The sequence below is a fragment of the Streptomyces fructofermentans genome (assembly GCF_014651055.1).
Classification (GTDB): Bacteria; Actinomycetota; Actinomycetes; order Streptomycetales; family Streptomycetaceae; genus Streptomyces; species Streptomyces fructofermentans.
Window position 1 is genome coordinate 92,260 of sequence record NZ_BMWD01000011.1, and the last position, 15,917, is coordinate 108,176.

At 75.6% G+C, this 15,917-nt stretch carries 9 protein-coding genes and 1 tRNA gene; 5 read left to right on the forward strand and 5 right to left on the reverse strand.

Translation table 11 applies throughout. From position 1 onward, the window contains the following. Positions 1-36: 36 nt before the first annotated feature. The 4 genes from IE265_RS17435 to IE265_RS17450 all read left to right on the forward strand — a co-directional run bounded on the left by IE265_RS17435 (position 37) and on the right by IE265_RS17450 (position 5,714). Positions 37-762: an ABC transporter ATP-binding protein gene (locus IE265_RS17435; RefSeq protein ID WP_190036507.1), complete on the forward strand. Its 726-nt coding sequence runs from the start codon at positions 37-39 to the stop codon at positions 760-762. Then, positions 756-2,969, forward strand: a complete 2,214-nt coding sequence (locus tag IE265_RS17440; protein WP_190036508.1) for an FtsX-like permease family protein — start codon at positions 756-758, stop codon at positions 2,967-2,969. The genes IE265_RS17435 and IE265_RS17440 overlap by 7 nt, the downstream gene beginning before the upstream one ends. 31 nt (positions 2,970-3,000) lie before the next feature. Then, a complete protein-coding gene (locus IE265_RS17445; protein ID WP_190036509.1) occupies positions 3,001-3,780 on the forward strand; it encodes a Clp protease N-terminal domain-containing protein in 780 nt (259 codons plus the stop codon). Positions 3,781-4,004: 224 nt separating this feature from the next. Beyond that, complete coding sequence (locus IE265_RS17450) at positions 4,005-5,714, forward strand: bifunctional 3'-5' exonuclease/DNA polymerase (protein ID WP_190036510.1); 1,710 nt, start codon at positions 4,005-4,007, stop codon at positions 5,712-5,714. On the opposite strand, the gene IE265_RS17455 is transcribed toward IE265_RS17450, so the two are convergent. Together IE265_RS17455 and IE265_RS17465 are read right to left on the reverse strand one after the other, a co-directional pair. After that, the gene (locus IE265_RS17455) at positions 5,674-9,453 is read right to left on the reverse strand and encodes an AfsR/SARP family transcriptional regulator (protein WP_229916245.1); all 3,780 of its coding nucleotides are present in this window, start codon (positions 9,451-9,453) and stop codon (positions 5,674-5,676) included. The two genes, IE265_RS17450 and IE265_RS17455, sit on opposite strands and share 41 nt — an antisense overlap. A gap of 400 nt (positions 9,454-9,853) precedes the next feature. Continuing rightward, the gene (locus IE265_RS17465; RefSeq protein ID WP_229916255.1) at positions 9,854-10,711 is read right to left on the reverse strand and encodes a glycosyltransferase; all 858 of its coding nucleotides are present in this window, start codon (positions 10,709-10,711) and stop codon (positions 9,854-9,856) included. Between the two features lie 599 nt (positions 10,712-11,310). Between IE265_RS17465 and IE265_RS17470 the strand changes: the two genes are divergently transcribed. After that, a complete protein-coding gene (locus IE265_RS17470) occupies positions 11,311-12,252 on the forward strand; it encodes a M56 family metallopeptidase (protein WP_190036621.1) in 942 nt (313 codons plus the stop codon). A 170-nt stretch (positions 12,253-12,422) separates the two neighbouring features. On the opposite strand, the gene IE265_RS17475 is transcribed toward IE265_RS17470, so the two are convergent. The 3 genes from IE265_RS17475 to IE265_RS17485 all read right to left on the reverse strand — a co-directional run bounded on the left by IE265_RS17475 (position 12,423) and on the right by IE265_RS17485 (position 15,718). Beyond that, positions 12,423-12,496, reverse strand: a tRNA-Thr gene (locus tag IE265_RS17475). A gap of 102 nt (positions 12,497-12,598) precedes the next feature. Beyond that, positions 12,599-14,200 carry an alpha/beta hydrolase gene (locus IE265_RS17480; RefSeq protein ID WP_190036512.1) on the reverse strand — a complete coding sequence of 534 codons (1,602 nt, stop codon included), beginning with the start codon at positions 14,198-14,200 and terminating at the stop codon, positions 12,599-12,601. Positions 14,201-14,512: 312 nt separating this feature from the next. Further along, positions 14,513-15,718: a DNA polymerase III subunit delta' gene (locus tag IE265_RS17485; protein WP_190036513.1), complete on the reverse strand. Its 1,206-nt coding sequence runs from the start codon at positions 15,716-15,718 to the stop codon at positions 14,513-14,515. Positions 15,719-15,917: the final 199 nt, after the last annotated feature.

The window sequence follows — 15,917 nt, forward strand, 5'->3', positions numbered from 1 at the left end:
GTGTGCGCGCCGGCCCGCGACGGTTCGCTGGTACGCATGACCACCACAGCCGTACGCATCCGATCCCTGCGCCGCCGCTACGGCGCCGTCACCGCCCTGGACGGGGTCGACCTCGACTGCGCCGCCGGCACCTTCACGGCGGTGATGGGCCCCTCCGGCTCGGGCAAGTCCACCCTGCTCCAGTGCGCCGCGGGTCTGGAGCGGCCGACGTCCGGCAGCGTGGCGATCGGCGGGACCGAGCTGACCGGGCTGGGCGAGCGCGGGCTGACGCTGCTGCGCCGCGAGCGTGTGGGGTTCGTGTTCCAGTCGTACAACCTGCTGCCCTCCCTGACGGCCGCGCGCAATGTGGCGCTGCCGCTGCGGCTGGCGGGCCGCGGGCCGTCGCGGCAGGCGGTGCGGGAGGCGCTGGAGCGGGTCGGGCTGGCGGACCGCGCCGGGCACCGGCCCGCGCAGTTGTCGGGCGGCCAGCAGCAGCGGGTCGCGCTGGCCCGGGCGCTCGTCACCCGGCCCGCGGTGCTGTTCGCCGACGAGCCGACAGGTGCCCTCGACACCTCGACCGGCCGCCATGTGCTGGGCCTACTGCGGGAGTTGGTGGACCGGGACGGCCGTACGACGGTCATGGTGACGCATGATCCGGTGGCGGCCTCGTACGCGGACCGGGTCGTCTTCCTCGTCGACGGCGCGGTGAGCGGCGAGCTGGCCTCGCCGTCGGCCGAGCGGGTCGCCTCACGCATGACCGAGCTGGAGGGCGTGCCGTGCTGACCCTCTCCTCGTTGCGCACGCGGTGGGCGTCCTTCGCCGGGTCCTTCGTCGCCGTCGCGCTGGGGGTGGGCGTGATGACGGCGATGGCCCTCGGGCTCGCCGCCTCGCTGGAGGCGCCGGAGCGGCCGCCGGAGCGGTTCGCCGCGTCGTCCGTGGTGGTCACGGGCCGGGACACGCTCACCATGGAGGTGCGGCGGGGCCCCGGGACCGCCGAGGCCTCCGAGCCGCTCGCCCATCCACAGCCTGTGGACAACGAACTGCTCGCCCGGCTCCGGGCGCTCGGTCCCGTGCGTCTGGACGGCGGACGACGGGACGCGGTCGGAGTGACCGCCCCCGTCGCGGCGGTACGGGAGGCCGTGCGCGAGGTGACCGGTGACGGAGCGCGGGTCCTGACCGGCGACGCGCGGCGACTCGTCGACCCCGCGACCGCCCGTGACGCCGAGGCGCTGGTCGCGGTGAACGCGCTCCTCGGGACGGCCGCCGGGGTCGCGGCCTTCGTCTCGGCCTTCGTGACGGCTTCGACCTTCGCCTTCGTCGTGGCGCTGCGCAGAAGGGAGTTCGGGCTGCTGCGGACGGCCGGGGCCACGCCCGGCCAGGTGCGCCGGCTGCTGCTCGGGGAGGCGGCCGCGGTCGGTCTCACGGCGTCGGCGGCGGGCGGTGCGCTGGGCTCGTGGGCTGCGCCCCTGCTCGGGCGCGCCCTGGTGGACGGCGGGGTGGCCCCGGCGTGGTTCGCCGTGCAGGAGCGGCCGTTGGGGCACTGGAGCTGCCAACTCGCCTTCTGGACAGGCGTGTCGGTCGCCCTCGCGGGCGCCTGGACGGCCGCGGGGCGTGCGGGGCGCACCGGCCCCGCCGAGGTTCTGCGCGATGCGTCCGCGGACACCGGGGTGATGCCGCGGGCGCGGTGGATCGCGGGCGGGGTGCTGCTGGCCTGCGGGCTGGGGCTGCTCGGCTGGACGCTGGTGTCGGACCCCTCGGACCTGCTGGGGCGCAAGTCGTACACGACCCGGCCGATGGTCCTGGTCACGGCGGTCGCGGTGCTCGCTCCCGCCCTCGTCCGCCCGCTCGTGCGGCTGCTGCGGCTGCCCGGCGCGGGCGGGATGCTGGTCCGAGAGAACGCGGCCGCCTCGGTGCGGCGCACGGCGGCCGTGGCCGCGCCCGTGCTGCTGACGGTCGGGCTGGCCGGGTCGCTGCTGGGCGCGGCCGGGACGGTGGCGGCGGCGAAGGGGGCCGAGGTCCGGGAGCGGACCCGGGCCGACCTCGTGGTGACGGACCTGCCGGACGGCGGGGCGGGTGCGCGGCGCGCCGCCCGCGCGGCGGGGGCCGCCGCGACCGGGTCCGCCCCGACGGCGGTGTTCGTCCGCGAGGACGGCACCGCGCTCGTACGGTCCGCGGCCCGGGCCGTGACGGACGTGGCGGGCTTCGCCGCCGTGACCCGGCTGCCGGTCGTGGCGGGGGACGTGCGCGGTCTCGACGACCGGTCGATCGTCGTGAACGAGGAGTGGGCGCGGCACGAGGTCGGCTCGGTCGTACCGGTCGTGCTGGGCGACGGACGGCGGGCCCGGCTGCGCGTCGCGGCCGTGCTGGCGCGCGGGACCGGGGACAACGGGGCGTACGTGACCATGGCGAACGCCCGGGGCGCGGTCGTCGACCGGGTGGACGTACGCGCCCCCCGGGCGGCCGGACGGGCCGGGCGGGACCGGTTGGCGGCGGCCCTCGAAGCCTCGGGCGGGACCGTGCTGCCGGCCTCGGAGTGGGTCTCCTCGACACGGCCGCGCGCCGGTGCGCAGACCCGGCTCGGCCTGTTCGTGGTGCTCGGCATCGCCTTGGCGTACGCCGCGATCTCGCTGGCCGGGACCCTGCTGATGGCCACGTCGGCGCGGTCGGCGGAGCTGCGGTCGCTGCGGCTGGCGGGGGCGACGCGCGGACAGGTGCTGCGGGTGGTGGTCGGGGAGTCGGTGGCGGCGGTCTGCCTGGGCGTCCTGCTCGGCGGGGCGGTCGCGGCGGTGAACCTGGCCGGACTGGGCGCCGCGCTCGGCCGGCTCTCGGCCCCGGTGGCCGTCGCCGTGCCGTGGGAGGCGCTCGGGATCTGCGCGGCGGCTTGCGTGGCCGTGGGTGCGGCGGCCTCGGCGGCCGGGTGCCTGCGACAGCTCGGGACGGGGCACGGGGGTGTGCGGACAGCCGCCTCCCGACTGTCAACTGACGGTTGACAGTGTCGCAGTGTCAACTTACGGTTGACACATGACCTCGAACCCTTCCGTGAGCACCTCCATCCGTCTCGACGACCTCATCGACGCCATCAAGAAGGTGCACTCCAACGAACTGGACCAGCTGGAGAACGCGGTGATCGCCGCGGACCACCTCGGTGACGTGGCCGACCACCTCATCGGCCACTTCGTGGACCAGGCCCGCCGTTCCGGCGCCTCCTGGACCGACATCGGCAGGAGCATGGGAGTCACCCGGCAGGCGGCCCAGAAGCGGTTCGTGCCGAAGGCCGAATCGGACCTCGACCCCAGCCAGGGGTTCGCCCGCTACACCCCGCGGGCCAGGAACGTCGTGGTCATCGCCCACAACGAGGCGAAGACCGCCGGCAACGACCGGACGCGGACCGAGCACCTGGTCCTCGGCCTCGCCGCGGAGGCCGACGGCCTCGGGGCGAAGGCGGTCGTCGCGCAGGGCGTGACCCTGGACGCCCTGCGCGAGGCGGCGACCGCCGCCCTGCCGCCGCGCGCGGAGTCGGTCCCCGAGCTGATCCCCTTCGACGCGGCGGCGAAGAAGGTCCTCGAACTCACCTTCCGCGAGGCCCTGCGCCTGGGGCACAACTACATCGGCACGGAGCACGTCCTGCTCGCCCTGCTGGAGCACGAGGCCGGTACGGGACTGCTCGCCGGACTCGGCATCGACAAGGCGGCGGCCGAGCAGAACATCGAGAAGGCGCTGGCCGGACTGGCGGCGGCGCGGGAGGCGGCGGCGGGAGCGGCGGGAGCGGCGGAGGCCGAGGAGGAGGAGGGGAAGGGCTAGGTCCCGGGGGTCCGGGACCCGACCCCCGGCCCGCCCGCGTCGCGCTTGTCCGAGTCGCGCCGCCCCATCCCGAGCCACGCCGCCCCGCGCCGTGCCGACCCGCTTCGGGGAGGGCTCCGGCGGGAGGGGCGCCCGCCCCGCCCGTGGAGGCACGCACACGCGGCTCCGCCGGCGCGGGTGCGCAGGTCACGGCCGTTGTCCGACCCTCCTGCGAGACTCGGGGCATGACCGGAAGGTGGGCTCTCGCGCCGACCGAGGACGGCGGCGCCGAGCTCGCCCCCCTCGGGTCCGACGGGCTGCCCGCCGGACCCGTCCTGCGCGAGCCCGACCTGGCCGGGGCCGTCCGCTCCCGGCCCGACGTGACCCGCTGGGTGTGGCGGGCGACCGCCGAGGTCCACCCGCGGCTGCACGCCGCGGGTGTCCACGTGGAGCGGTGCTACGACGTGGAGGCCGCCGAGACCCTGCTCCTCGGCCACGAGGGCCGGCTCGGCGAACCCCGTTCGGCCGCCGCCGCGCTGGCGAGGCTGCGCGGCGGGCCCGTACCGCCCGATCCCCGACAGCGCGCCGCCGAGCCCGGCTCCCAGTCCTCCCTCTTCGAACCGCGCCCCGTCCACGTACCGCTGGAACAGATCATCGAGGTGTACGCGGACCAGCAGCGGCGGCACGACGCGAGCGCGCACCCCGGGCGGATGCGGCTGCTGACGGCCGCCGAGTCCGCGGGCATGCTGGTGGCGACCGAGATGAACGCGTCCGGGCTGCCCTGGAGCACCGACGTGCACCGCGAGGTGCTGCACGAACTGCTCGGCGAGCGGTACACGGGCGGCGGTGAGCCCCGCCGGCTGGCCGAGCTGACCGACGAGGTGTCCGCGGCCTTCGGACGCCGGGTCCGGCCGGATCTGCCCGCCGACGTCGTCAAGGCCTTCGGGCAGGCCGGCATCAAGGTGCGGTCCACGCGCCGGTGGGAGATCGAGACCGTCGACCACCCGGCCGTGAAACCCCTCCTCGAATACAAGAGGCTCTACCGCATCTGGGTGGCCCACGGCTGGTCATGGCTCCAGGACTGGGTGCGGGACGGACGCTTCAGACCCGAGTACCTGCCGGGCGGCACGGTCACCGGACGCTGGGTGACCAACGGGGGCGGGGCGCTGCAGATCCCCAAGGTCGTGCGCCGCGCCGCGGTCGCCGACCCCGGCTGGCGGCTCGTCGTGGCCGACGCCGACCAGATGGAGCCTCGCGTGCTGGCCGCGATCTCCCGCGACCCCGGCCTGATGGAGGTCGCCGGCCGGGAGACCGACCTCTACCAGGAGGTCTCCGACCGCGCCTTCTCCGGCGACCGCGCGCAGGCCAAGCTCGCCGTGCTCGGCGCGATCTACGGACAGACCTCGGGCGACGGCCTGAAGAACCTCGCGCTGCTGCGCCGCCGCTTCCCCCTGGCGGTGGCGTACGTGGACGACGCGGCGCGGGCGGGCGAGGAGGGCCGTCTCGTACGGACCTGGCTGGGGCGCACCTGCCCGCCCGCGGTCGGGTCGGAGGCCTCGGGGGAGGAAGCGGGGATTCCGCAGGACGGACCGGCCGGGAGCGGCGAGAACGGCACCCCCGCGACGGACGGCGACGAGTGGGTCCCGGGCTACGCCTCCACCAACTCCCGTGCCCGCGGCCGCTTCGCGCGCAACTTCGTCGTGCAGGGCAGTGCCGCCGACTGGACGCTGCTCGTCCTCGCCGCGCTCCGCCGCTCCTGCCGGGACCTCGCCGCCGAACTGGTCTTCTTCCAGCACGACGAGGTGATGGTGCACTGCCCGGCCGAGGAGGCCGAGGTGGTGGTGGAGGCGATCCGGGAGGCCGCCGAGCTGGCGGGGCGGCTGACGTTCGGCCCCACGCCGGTGCGGTTCCCCTTCACGACGGCGGTGGTGGAGTGCTACGCGGACGCGAAGTGAGCGGCGGCCGGGCGCGGCCCAGGAGGTTCCGCAGCTCCTCCACGACCGGGGTGTCGGTCCCCTCCAGTGCGTCGAGAGCCAGCCGCCACTGCTCGTGGGCGTCGTCGGCGCGGCCCGCGGACCGGTGGAGGAGTCCCCTCTGGTGCCGGGCGAGACCGGTCGTGTAGCGGTCGGCGAGCCGCTCGGCACGCTCCAGCAGCAGGGCGCACTCCCGCTCCGCCCGCTCGGTGCGGCCGAGCCCGCGCAGCGCCCTGACCAGGCCGAGCCGGGTCTGCGAGCCGCTCTGCCAGTCCACCCCGTCGGACACGCTCAGCGCGCGGTCGAAGTGCTCCAGCGCTCCGCCCGGCTCCCCGAGCGACAGGTGGGCGAACCCGATGTTGCAGTGCCCCGACTCACGGATCCGGGAGTCGCCCATGACCTCGCCCAGGGCGAGACTGCGCTCGTGCCACGCGACGGCGGCCCGCGGATCGCTGTGCTCGTACAGGTTGCCCAGGTTGCTGTAGGCGATGGCCTCGCCGTCCATGTCACCGAGTTCCCGGGCGAGTTCCAGGCTCTCCCGCAGCGCTGACTCGCACTCCGCGTACCGGCCGAGGCTCTCCAGGAGCAGGCCGCGGTTGTTCAGGCAGCGCTGGATGCGCGACACCACGCCGAGACCGCGCCAGCGCGCGAGAGCCTGGTCGGTCAGGGCGAGCGCCTCGCCGGCCCGCCCCTGCATGAAGTGCAGGCCCGCCAGGTCGGAGAGCGCGATCGCCTCGGCGGCGTCGTCCCCCAGCCGCCGCGCGACCGTCAGGGCCTGCCGTCCCAGCGCCGCCAACTCACGCAACCTGCCCCGGCGTTGCAGGTAGGGGAAGAGCGAGCGCACGAGGACCGGGACAAGAGGGGACCCGCCCGCGGGCCCCTCGACGAGCGCGAGGACGTTCGCCACCTCCCGGTCGCCCCACGCGACGGCCTCCGCGGCCGAGCCGAACGGGGGCGCCTCCTCGCGTCCCGCGTACGCCCGCTCCCGCTCGATCGGTGTCGCGCCGAGCCGGTTGTCCCGGTCCACGCCGGAGGGGGTGAGGGCGAGTACGCACTGCCGGGCCGAGGCGATGTACCAGTGGAGGGCGGTCTCCGTGGGATCGCAGGCACCGGAGCGGGTGCCACCGCCCGCGCCCACCTCCGCGCCTGCCTGTCCTGCCGCCGCGCCTGCCTGTCCTGCCTCCGTGCCTGCCGTTCCTGCCGCCGCGCCGGGAGCCGGGGCGGGCTCCTCGGTGTACGAGTGCGGGTGCGGGGGCCGCGAGGAGTGCGCGGGCTCCCGGGGGCCCGTCCCGTCGCCCGCCTCCCGGGCGACCTCGCGCGCGAAGTCCCGTACGAGGTCGTGCGGGGCGTACCGGCCGAACGCCGTCTCGTCGAGCAGCGCGACGTCGACCAGCCTGTCGAGGGCGGCCTCGGCCCGCCGTTCCCTCGTGCCCAGCAGCCTGGCGAGGAGCGGCACCCCGTAGGTCGGCAGATCGAGCGCGCCGATCCGGCGCAGCGCGAGCGCCGCGTCCCGGTCCGCCTCCCGGTCCGAGGCGCGCAGGGCGTCCAGGGCGACCGCGAGCGAACGCCGCACGCTGAGGTCGTCGTACTCCAGGTGGTGCAGACGTTCGCCGCAGCGGGCCAGCTGACCGGCGAGGGCGTCCGGGGTGAGCACCCGCCGGGCTGCGAGACGGGCGGCGACGATCCGCAGCGCCAGGGGCAGCCGCCCGGTGAGCCCGACCAGGGGGTGGGCGCCGTCGAGCCCGTCCCGCCCGGACACGGCCCGGAGCAACGCGGCGCTCTCCTCCCCGGAGAGCGGCGCCAGCGGGAAGCGCGTCACCCCGTCGAGGGCGGTGAGGGGCGAGCGGCTGGTCACGATCACCGCGCACCCGGGTCCCGCCGGGAGCAGCGGCCGCACCTGCGCGGCACTCGCGGCGTCGTCGAGCACCAGCAGGGTGCGGGTGGGCGCTAGGAGCGAGCGGAGCAACGCGCTTGCCGCGTCGGGGTGTTCGGGCACACCGCAGGACTCCACGCCCAGATCGCGCAACAGCGAGGCGAGGGCCTGCCCGGGGGCGAGCGGCGGTACGCCGGGCGTGGCACCGTGCAGCCGTACGTAGAGCTGCCCGTCCGGGAACTCCGCCCGCAGGCCGTGCGCCACGTGCACGCCCAGCGCGCTCTTGCCCACCCCGGCCATGCCGCTGACGACGGCCGCACGGGGGGCGCCGGGCCCGCCGCCGCTTCCCTCGGGGGCGAGCGCGGCCCGCAGGTCGCGGACGGTCGCGGCGCGCCCGGTGAAGCAGACGGGGGCGGGGGGAAGTTGGGCGGGCCGGGGCGGTGAGGTGTCCCGCCCGGCCGCGGCGTCCCCCGGCCCGGCCAGGTCGGCCCCCGGCTGATCGGGACCCGCCCGATCGGGACCTGCCCGATCGGCGACAGCCGGTTTCGGGGCCGGGCCGGACTGACCCGTGTGGGGCCGACGCGTGTGGGACTCAGCCGTAGGTGACTGACCCGTGCGGGCCGAGTCCAGTTCGGTCGACTCCGGGCCGGCCGCCTCCGAACCGGCCGCCTCCGGACCGGCCGAGTCCCGTTCGGTCGACTCCGGGCCGGCCGAGTCTGCGCAGGGGTACGGGTCCGGTTCCGCACCCGGCGGCTCGACGGACGCCTGACCGGCCCCGATCGACCGTGCGGCAGGGTCCACGTCCGCACCGCGCGGCTCGGCGGACGCCGCCGCAGTCCGGGACGAGCCGGAAGCCGTACCGGCCCCGGGCGAACCGGTCGAGCCACCGCCGACGGACGGCGGACCGGCGGGCAGGGACTCGTCCCCGCGCGACCGTGCGGCAGGCGCGGCGAGTCCGGTGGACAGGGCAGCCGGGGCGGTCGGCGCGGGCGGAGCGACCGGCGTCCGCCCGTACGGCGTCCCGGGGCCCCGGCCCACGGCTCCCGCCCCGGTCCCCGGCTCCCGCAGGATCTCCAGGTGCGCCTCCCGTACCGCGAGCCCGGGTTCGACACCGAGTTCGCGTACGAGCGTGCGCCGCAGGTCGCGATGGACGGCCAGCGCCTCCGCCTGGCGGCCCGTCCGGTACAGGACCAGCATCAGCTGCCGGTGGAAGGCCTCCCGGAGCGGGAACTCCGCGGTCAGGGCCGCAAGCCCGGGGGCGAGCCCGGCGAGGCGTACGACCCGTTCGGGGTCCCGGCGGCCCAGCTCCAGTTCCGCGTCGTAGCGGCACTCCAGCGCGAACAGCCGCGCCTCCTTGAGCCGCTGCGCGAGGGCGTGCCCGCCGGCCTCCGGCGGCAGGCCGCTCAACGGGGTGCCGCGCCACAGCGCCAGCGCCGACGCGGCCCCGGCCCCGGCCCGCTCCCAGTCGCGCCGCGCGTGCGCCGCGCGCGCCGACTCGACCCGGCTCTCGAAGACCCGTACGTCCAACTCGCTCTCGGCGACCCGCAACCGGTAGCCGGGCGGCACCGACCGCAGCCGGTCCGGGTCGTCCAGGAGCCGCCGCAGCCGGGTCACGTGGTTGTGCAGGGAGGCGTGCGCGGAAGCGGGCGGCGACCCGCCCCAGAGCGCGTCCTTGAGCAGATCGACGGAGACGACCCGCCCCGGTTCCAGAAGCAAAGCGGCGAGCAGCACCCGCGCCTTGGCGCTGCCGACGGGCCTTGGCGTGCCCCCCGCGTCGTACAGGACGGTCGGCCCGAGCAACCCGAATCGCAGCCCGTCCCCGGGCTCCGACCGCCTACCGCCGACCACTCGTCCGCCTCTTCCCACCAGCGGCTACGACGGCCTGATCCAGTCGCTCCGCGGCCTTTCAGGCGAAACTCCGTGCCCCGCCACACCGTTCGTCCCATGTTAGCGATCCGTTGGTGTGGCCTGATTTGATCACTGCGTCGGACCCGGTCGCTCCGGTACGCGGTTGGCGTCCACGGTCGCCGCGACTCGGGGGAGTGTCGCCGTCGTGACCGGGTCCGAGAACACCTACTGGCGCGCGCGCGGCACGCGCGGTGAAGAACGCCTCCCCGCGACGTCCCCCCTTCGCCTTCACGCGGTGTACGGACTCGGTTCACCTGGAATTTCCCCAGAGTTCCCGTCAGCAAAAGCGCCGCGCGGCCCGGCGTCCCGGACCGGACGGCGCCACGCCGGACCGCCGGACTCAGAGGACGGGCGGCCGCCCGAGGCGCGTCAGCCGCCACACCGTCCGCCACCGCATCGGACGCCGCTCCCCCGCCGGGGCCCGCAGCCCCTCGGCGAAACCGCCGAACCACGCCCGCAGCCCGGCTCCGGACCTCGTCCGTACGAGCGTCAGGGCGATCCACACCGCGAGGTGCACCGGGATCAGCGGGAGCGGCAGCCGGCGCCGCACCAGCCAGACGCGGTTGCGCGCCGTGACGCGGTGGTAGATGGCGTGCCGGGCGGGCGAGGTCTTGGGGTGCTGGAGCAGCAGTCCCGGCTCGTAGCGGATCGTCCAGCCGGCGTCGGCGGCACGCCACGCCAGGTCGGTCTCCTCGTGTGCGAAGAAGAACTCGGCGGGCCAGTCGCCGGTACCGGCGAGCATCTCCATGGACAGCGCGTGGCCGCCGCCGAGGAAGTACGTCACCTCACCACCCCGCATGGGGTCCTTGGCACCGAGCCGGGGCACGTGCCGCCGCTGGGTCTCGCCGCTCTCGTCGGCGATCCTGAATCCGACGATGCCGAGGCGCGGTTCGGCGGCGTAGAGGCCGCGCACCTGCCGCAGTACGTCCGGGTCCACGAGCAGTCCGTCGTCGTCGAGTTCGACCACGACGTCCACGTCGCCGAACTCGCGCAGCCGCCGCAGCGCGACGTTCCGGCCGCCCGGGCAGCCCAGGTTCTCGTCGACCTCGATCGCGGTGACCTCGCCGGGCAGTCCCAGCCGCTCGGCGAACTCCGGGAGCGGGCAGCCGTTCCCGACGATCACGATGCGTTCGGGCGCCACGTCCTGCTTGGCGACCGACGCGAGCAGCGCGTCCACTTCCTCCGGCCGGTTCCCCATGGTCACCACGGCGACCGCGATGCGTGGCTCCTGCGGCACGACGCCCACCCCACCCACTCGACGACAAGGCTCGACAACAAGGGGCGATGCTAGCCGTTCACGGCGGGGTCGCCCTGCGTCCACCAATTCTCTTTGCCGCATACGGACTTCGGCGGAGTTCGGCGGCTCTCCGGCGTCCGCCCCGCACGGTCCGCACCGCACAGTCCGCCCCGCACGGTCCGCACCACGCCGGGCCCGGCACGCGGGGGTCCGTCAGGGCGGGGGGGTCCGTCAGGGCGGGGGCCTCGCGGGTGCGCGCCCTGCGCGTCGGAGGGGAACGCGTACACGCGGACCGCCCCATATCCCGGGCCGCACCGCCCACCTCCCGGGCCACACCGGCCACCGCCCACCGGCCACCTCCCACCGCCCGCCGCTCACTGCCGCGTGGGCCCCGACGGCGGGTAGCGTGTTCACCGCCACACCCCGCCCCACTTCCCGCCCGGCACCCGCACCGGCTCAGCGCGAACCCGGCCGACGTGCCGGAATCGCGGAGAGGGGGCCGGAGCGCCGGAGAGCCCGCCGGGGACAGAGCCGCCGAGGAGAAGGAGCCCCGAATGACCGTGTCCGTCTCCCTCCTGCTGATGGCGGCCGTCGCCCTGACCGCCGCGGTCGCGGCCCCGCGCGTCCTGACGGCCGCCGCCTGGCCCGACCGGGAACCCGTGCTCGCTCTGTGGGTGTGGCAGTGCCTGGTCGCCACCGTCCTGCTGTGCTGCCTGACCTCACTCGTACTGAGCGCCTCGGCGGTCTTCCACACGGTCCGCGTCCGCGTCTTCGCGCCCGCGCCGCCGTCCGTGACCAGGGCGTACGACCTGACGGCCGCCCCGCCCTGGACGACGGCACTGGCCCTTCTGCTGGCCGGCGGCGCGGCCTGGACGACGGCCATGCTCGCCCGCGAGCTGACGGAGGCGCACCGGCGCGGTCGCGCGCGCAGGGCGCACCTGCGCGAACGCGCACCCGAGCTGCCGGCGGGCCTGCCCGCCTCGCGCGGCCCGCTCCTGGTGCTCGAGGAGGAGTACCCGGACGCCTGGTGGATGCCGGGCCACCCGCCCCGGCTGGTCGTCACGACGGGTGCGCTGCGACGCCTCACCGGCCGCCAACTCGACGCCATCCACGCCCACGAACTGGGTCACGCGCGCGCCCGGCACGACTGGCTGCTGCACCTCTCCCAGGCGCTGGCCGCCGGCTTCCCCGGCATTCCGCTGTTCACGCACTTCCGCGACCAGACGCACCGCCTGGTCGAGCTCTCCGCCGACGACACGGCCTCCCGCCGCTGCGGGCACCTCACCACCGCGCTTGCGCTGATCGAGCTGAACCAGCACCGGGGCGTCCTGTCCTGCGCGACACCGCGGCCGCTGCTCCACCAGCGGGTGGAACGCCTGCTGGACCCGCCGCCCCGCCTCCCGCGAACCCACCGCCGCGGCACCACCACGGCCGCCGCCCTGGCCCCGCTGCTCCCCCTGCTGATCGCGTTCGCCCCGGCGCTGACGACCCTGACCGCGTAGCGCGACCGCCCGCCGCCGGGGCACGGGCCGCACCGGCGCGGGCGTGGGACGGGTGTTCGCGACGCGCAACCGACGCCGACACCGACACGGCCGCGTACGACCTCGTCCAGCCGCGTCCGGACAAAGCAAAAGCCCCAGATCACGGCGAGTGAGTTCTGGGGCTTCCACAGAGCCGCCTTCGGGATTCGAACCCGAGACCTACGCATTACGAGTGCGTTGCTCTGGCCATCTGAGCTAAGGCGGCACGCTGCCGACACCATGGTGCGATCGGCAACGTCGGTAAGTCTACACAGTTTCCGGGGGTGCTCCGCGCACACCTCGGGAGCACCCCCGGAGGGGCCCGCCATCAGGCCTCCGAGCAGCGCTTTCCGTCCTTCGGAGGGGTGCCCGCGACGAGGTACTGGTTGATCGCGGAGTCGATGCACGCGCTGCCTCGCCCGTACGCCGTGTGGCCGTCGCCCTCATGGGTGAGAAGCGTGCCGGAGGAGAGCTGGGACGCGAGCGACTCCGCCCAGCGGTAGGGGGTCGCCGGGTCGCGGGTGGTGCCCACGACCACGATCGGGGCCGCACCCCTCGCCTCGATGCGGTGGGGTCCGCCACTCGGGGCCACAGGCCAGTACGCGCAGTTCAGGGAGGCCCACGCGAGGCCCTCGCCGAAGACCGGGGACGCCTTCTCGAAGGCGGGCAGGCCGTCCTCGACTGCTTCCGGGGAGGAGAAGGCGGCGGGCAGGTCGAGGCAGTTGACGGCCGCGTTCGCGAACATCAGGTTCGAGTACTTCCCCTCGGCGTCCCGCTCGTAGTAGCTGTCGGACAGGACGAGCAGCCCGGCGCCGTCCTTGTCCTTCATCGCCGAGGTCAGCGCCTCGCGCAGTTGCGGCCAGGCGCCCTCGTCGTACATCGCCGCGATGACACCCGTCGTGGCCAGCGCCTCGCCCAGCCTGCGGCCGTCCGCGTCGCCCGCGTCGATGGGGTCCGCGTCCAGCTTGCGGAAGAAGGCCTTGAGGTTCTTCCCGACCTGTTCCGGCGAGGTGCCCCTGCCGCCCAGCGGGCAGTCGGCACGCCGCACGCAGTCCTTCGCGAAGGACTGGAACGCCGTCTCGAACCCGGCCGTCTGGTCCCGGTTCAGGGTCCGCGCGGGCAGCGAGGGGTCCAGCGCGCCGTCCAGCACCAGCCGGCCCACCCGGTCCGGGTACAGACCCGCGTACGTCGCCCCGAGGAACGTGCCGTACGAGGCGCCCACGTACGTCAGCTTCTCGTCGCCGAGCGCGGCGCGCACGAGGTCCATGTCCCGGGCGGCCTCGACCGTGGAGACGTGCGGCAGCAGCTTCGCCGAGTGCCGGCCGCAGCCCTCCGCGAACGTCTTGAAGGCGTCGACCAGTTCCCCGGTCTCACGCGCGTTGTCCGGAGTGGTGTCCGTCTGCGTGTACGCGTCCATCTCGCGTCCGGAGAGGCACTCGACCGGCTCGCTGCGGGCGACCCCGCGCGGGTCCACCGCCACCATGTCGTAGCGGGCGCGGACCTCCGCCGGGTAGCCGATCCCCGCGTAGGACTGGAGGTAGCCGACCGCCGAGCCGCCCGGTCCGCCCGGGTTGACGAGCAGTGATCCGAGCCGCTCGCCGGGGCCCGTGGCCTTCTTCCGTGAGACCGCCAGCCGGATGTCGCCCTTGGCGGGGTCCCCGTAGTCGAGCGGCGCCTTGAGCGTGGCGCACTCGAAGCCGGGGACACCGCAGGGCCGCCAGTTCGGCCGCTGGCCGTAGTAGGGGAGCAGCGCCGAGGGCGTGGGCCCGGGCAGCGCGCTCAGTCCCGCCGACCCCGCCGGGCTCGCGGAGCTCGTGGAACTCCCCGCGGAGCAGGCGGAGACGAGCAGTCCCGCGACGGCGAGCAGCGTGCCGCACGCCCGAAGGGATCGGTGGGCCCGGGATGCCCCGGGCCGGCGCCTGATGTACATCGGGCGAGCGTAACCCTGTGCGATGCGATGATCGCGCAGAGTTGTCGACACGCCTCGTACGAGTGATGCCGTCAATCGAGCGCGCCCCGCCCGGGCGCCCGCTCGGCCACCCGCCGCCCCCGCCGGGTCGCGCGGCGCCCGCCGGTTCCGCTCGACACCAGTCGGGTGCTCGCGCCCGGCACTCGTCGGGACGCCCGCCGGTCTCACCGCCATCGGCCCCCCAGGGCCACCCCGTCGGCGCGCTCCAAGCCCGGCCGCTCCAAGCCCGGCCGCTCTCCAGCCCGGCCGCTTCGGCCGTGGGGCCGTCCGGCCTCAGCCCGCCCGCAGGGCCATCGTCATCGCCTCCACCGCCAGGAGCGGGGCCACGTTGCGGTCGAGGGCGACGCGGCAGGCGGCGATCGCCTCTATGCGGCGCAGTGTGGCCTCGGGCGAGGAGCCGCGCGCCAGCCGGTCCAGGGTGTCGAACATCTCGGTGTTGGCGAGGGCGAGGTCCGTGCCGAACTGGAGCGCCAGCACGTCGCGGTAGAACGCCGTGAGGTCGATGAGCGCCAGATCGAGGCTGTCTCGCTGTGTACGCGTCCTGCGGCGCTTCTGCCTGTCCTCCAGGTCCTTCATCACCCCCGCGGTGCCGCGCGGCATACGGCCGCCCTGGGCCGCGCCGAGCGCGGCCTTCATGTCCTCGGTCTCCTTGCCGTCGGACTCCTCGGAGACCTGCTTGGCGTCCTCGGACGCCGCGTCGATCAGCTCCTGGGCCGCCTTGAGGCAGCCCCCCACGTCGTCGACGCGCAACGGCAGCCTGAGGACGGCCGCGCGCCGCGAGCGGGCGCGCTCGTCGGTGGCGAGGCGGCGGGCCCGCCCGATGTGGCCCTGGGTGGCACGGGCCACCGCGTCCGCCACGTGCGGCTCGATGCCGTCGCGGCGCACCAGGACGTCGGCCACGGCGGCGACCGGCGGCGTCCGCAGGGTGAGGTGGCGGCAACGGGAGCGGATGGTCGGCAGCACGTCCTCCAGGGACGGCGCGCACAGCAGCCACACCGTGCGCGGCGCGGGCTCCTCGACGGCCTTCAGCAGGACGTTGCCCGCGCCCTCGGTGAGGCGGTCGGCGTCCTCCAGGACGATGACCTGCCAACGGCCGCCCGCCGGGGACAGCTGGGCCCTGCGGACCAGGTCGCGGGTCTCCTTCACACCGATGGACAGCAGGTCCGTACGGACGATCTGCACATCCGCGTGGGTGCCGATCAGGCTCGTGTGGCAGCCGTCGCAGAAGCCGCAGCCGGGGGCTCCGCCGAGGGCGCGGTCCGGGCTGACGCACTGGAGGGCCGCCGCGAAGGCGCGTGCCGCGGTGGAGCGGCCCGAGCCGGGCGGACCCGTGAACAGCCAGGCGTGCGTCATCTTGGACGCCTCGGGCGGCGGGGTGTGGGCCGCCACCGCCGTGACCAGGGCGTCGGCGTCCCGGGCGGCGGCGTCGAGTTGCCCGCTCACCTTCTCCTGGCCCACCAGGTCGTCCCATACGGACATGGGATGCCGCCTTCCGTCGCGCACGTGCCTGCTGCCGCGTCCCATTGTGCGGGAGGGCACCGACAACGGGGGCCGCGCCGACCTCCGTGAGCCCCCGGCCGCCCGGCGCGGCAGCCCGACGGCACTGCAGCCCGACCGCCGGACCTCATCCGCCTGCCCTCGACCGCCTGCCCCGCCCGGCGCCCGACGACCCCGTCGA

Bases quoted from the DNA above. Each gene is read 5' to 3' on its own strand.
- IE265_RS17435 (WP_190036507.1), top strand. From the start codon at position 37: ATGACCACCACAGCCGTACGCATCCGATCCCTGCGCCGCCGCTACGGC.
- IE265_RS17445 (WP_190036509.1), top strand. From the start codon at position 3,001: ATGACCTCGAACCCTTCCGTGAGCACCTCCATCCGTCTCGACGACCTC.
- IE265_RS17450 (WP_190036510.1), top strand. From the start codon at position 4,005: ATGACCGGAAGGTGGGCTCTCGCGCCGACCGAGGACGGCGGCGCCGAG.
- IE265_RS17465 (WP_229916255.1), bottom strand. From the start codon at position 10,711: ATGGGGAACCGGCCGGAGGAAGTGGACGCGCTGCTCGCGTCGGTCGCC.
- IE265_RS17480 (WP_190036512.1), bottom strand. From the start codon at position 14,200: ATGTACATCAGGCGCCGGCCCGGGGCATCCCGGGCCCACCGATCCCTT.
- IE265_RS17485 (WP_190036513.1), bottom strand. From the start codon at position 15,718: ATGTCCGTATGGGACGACCTGGTGGGCCAGGAGAAGGTGAGCGGGCAA.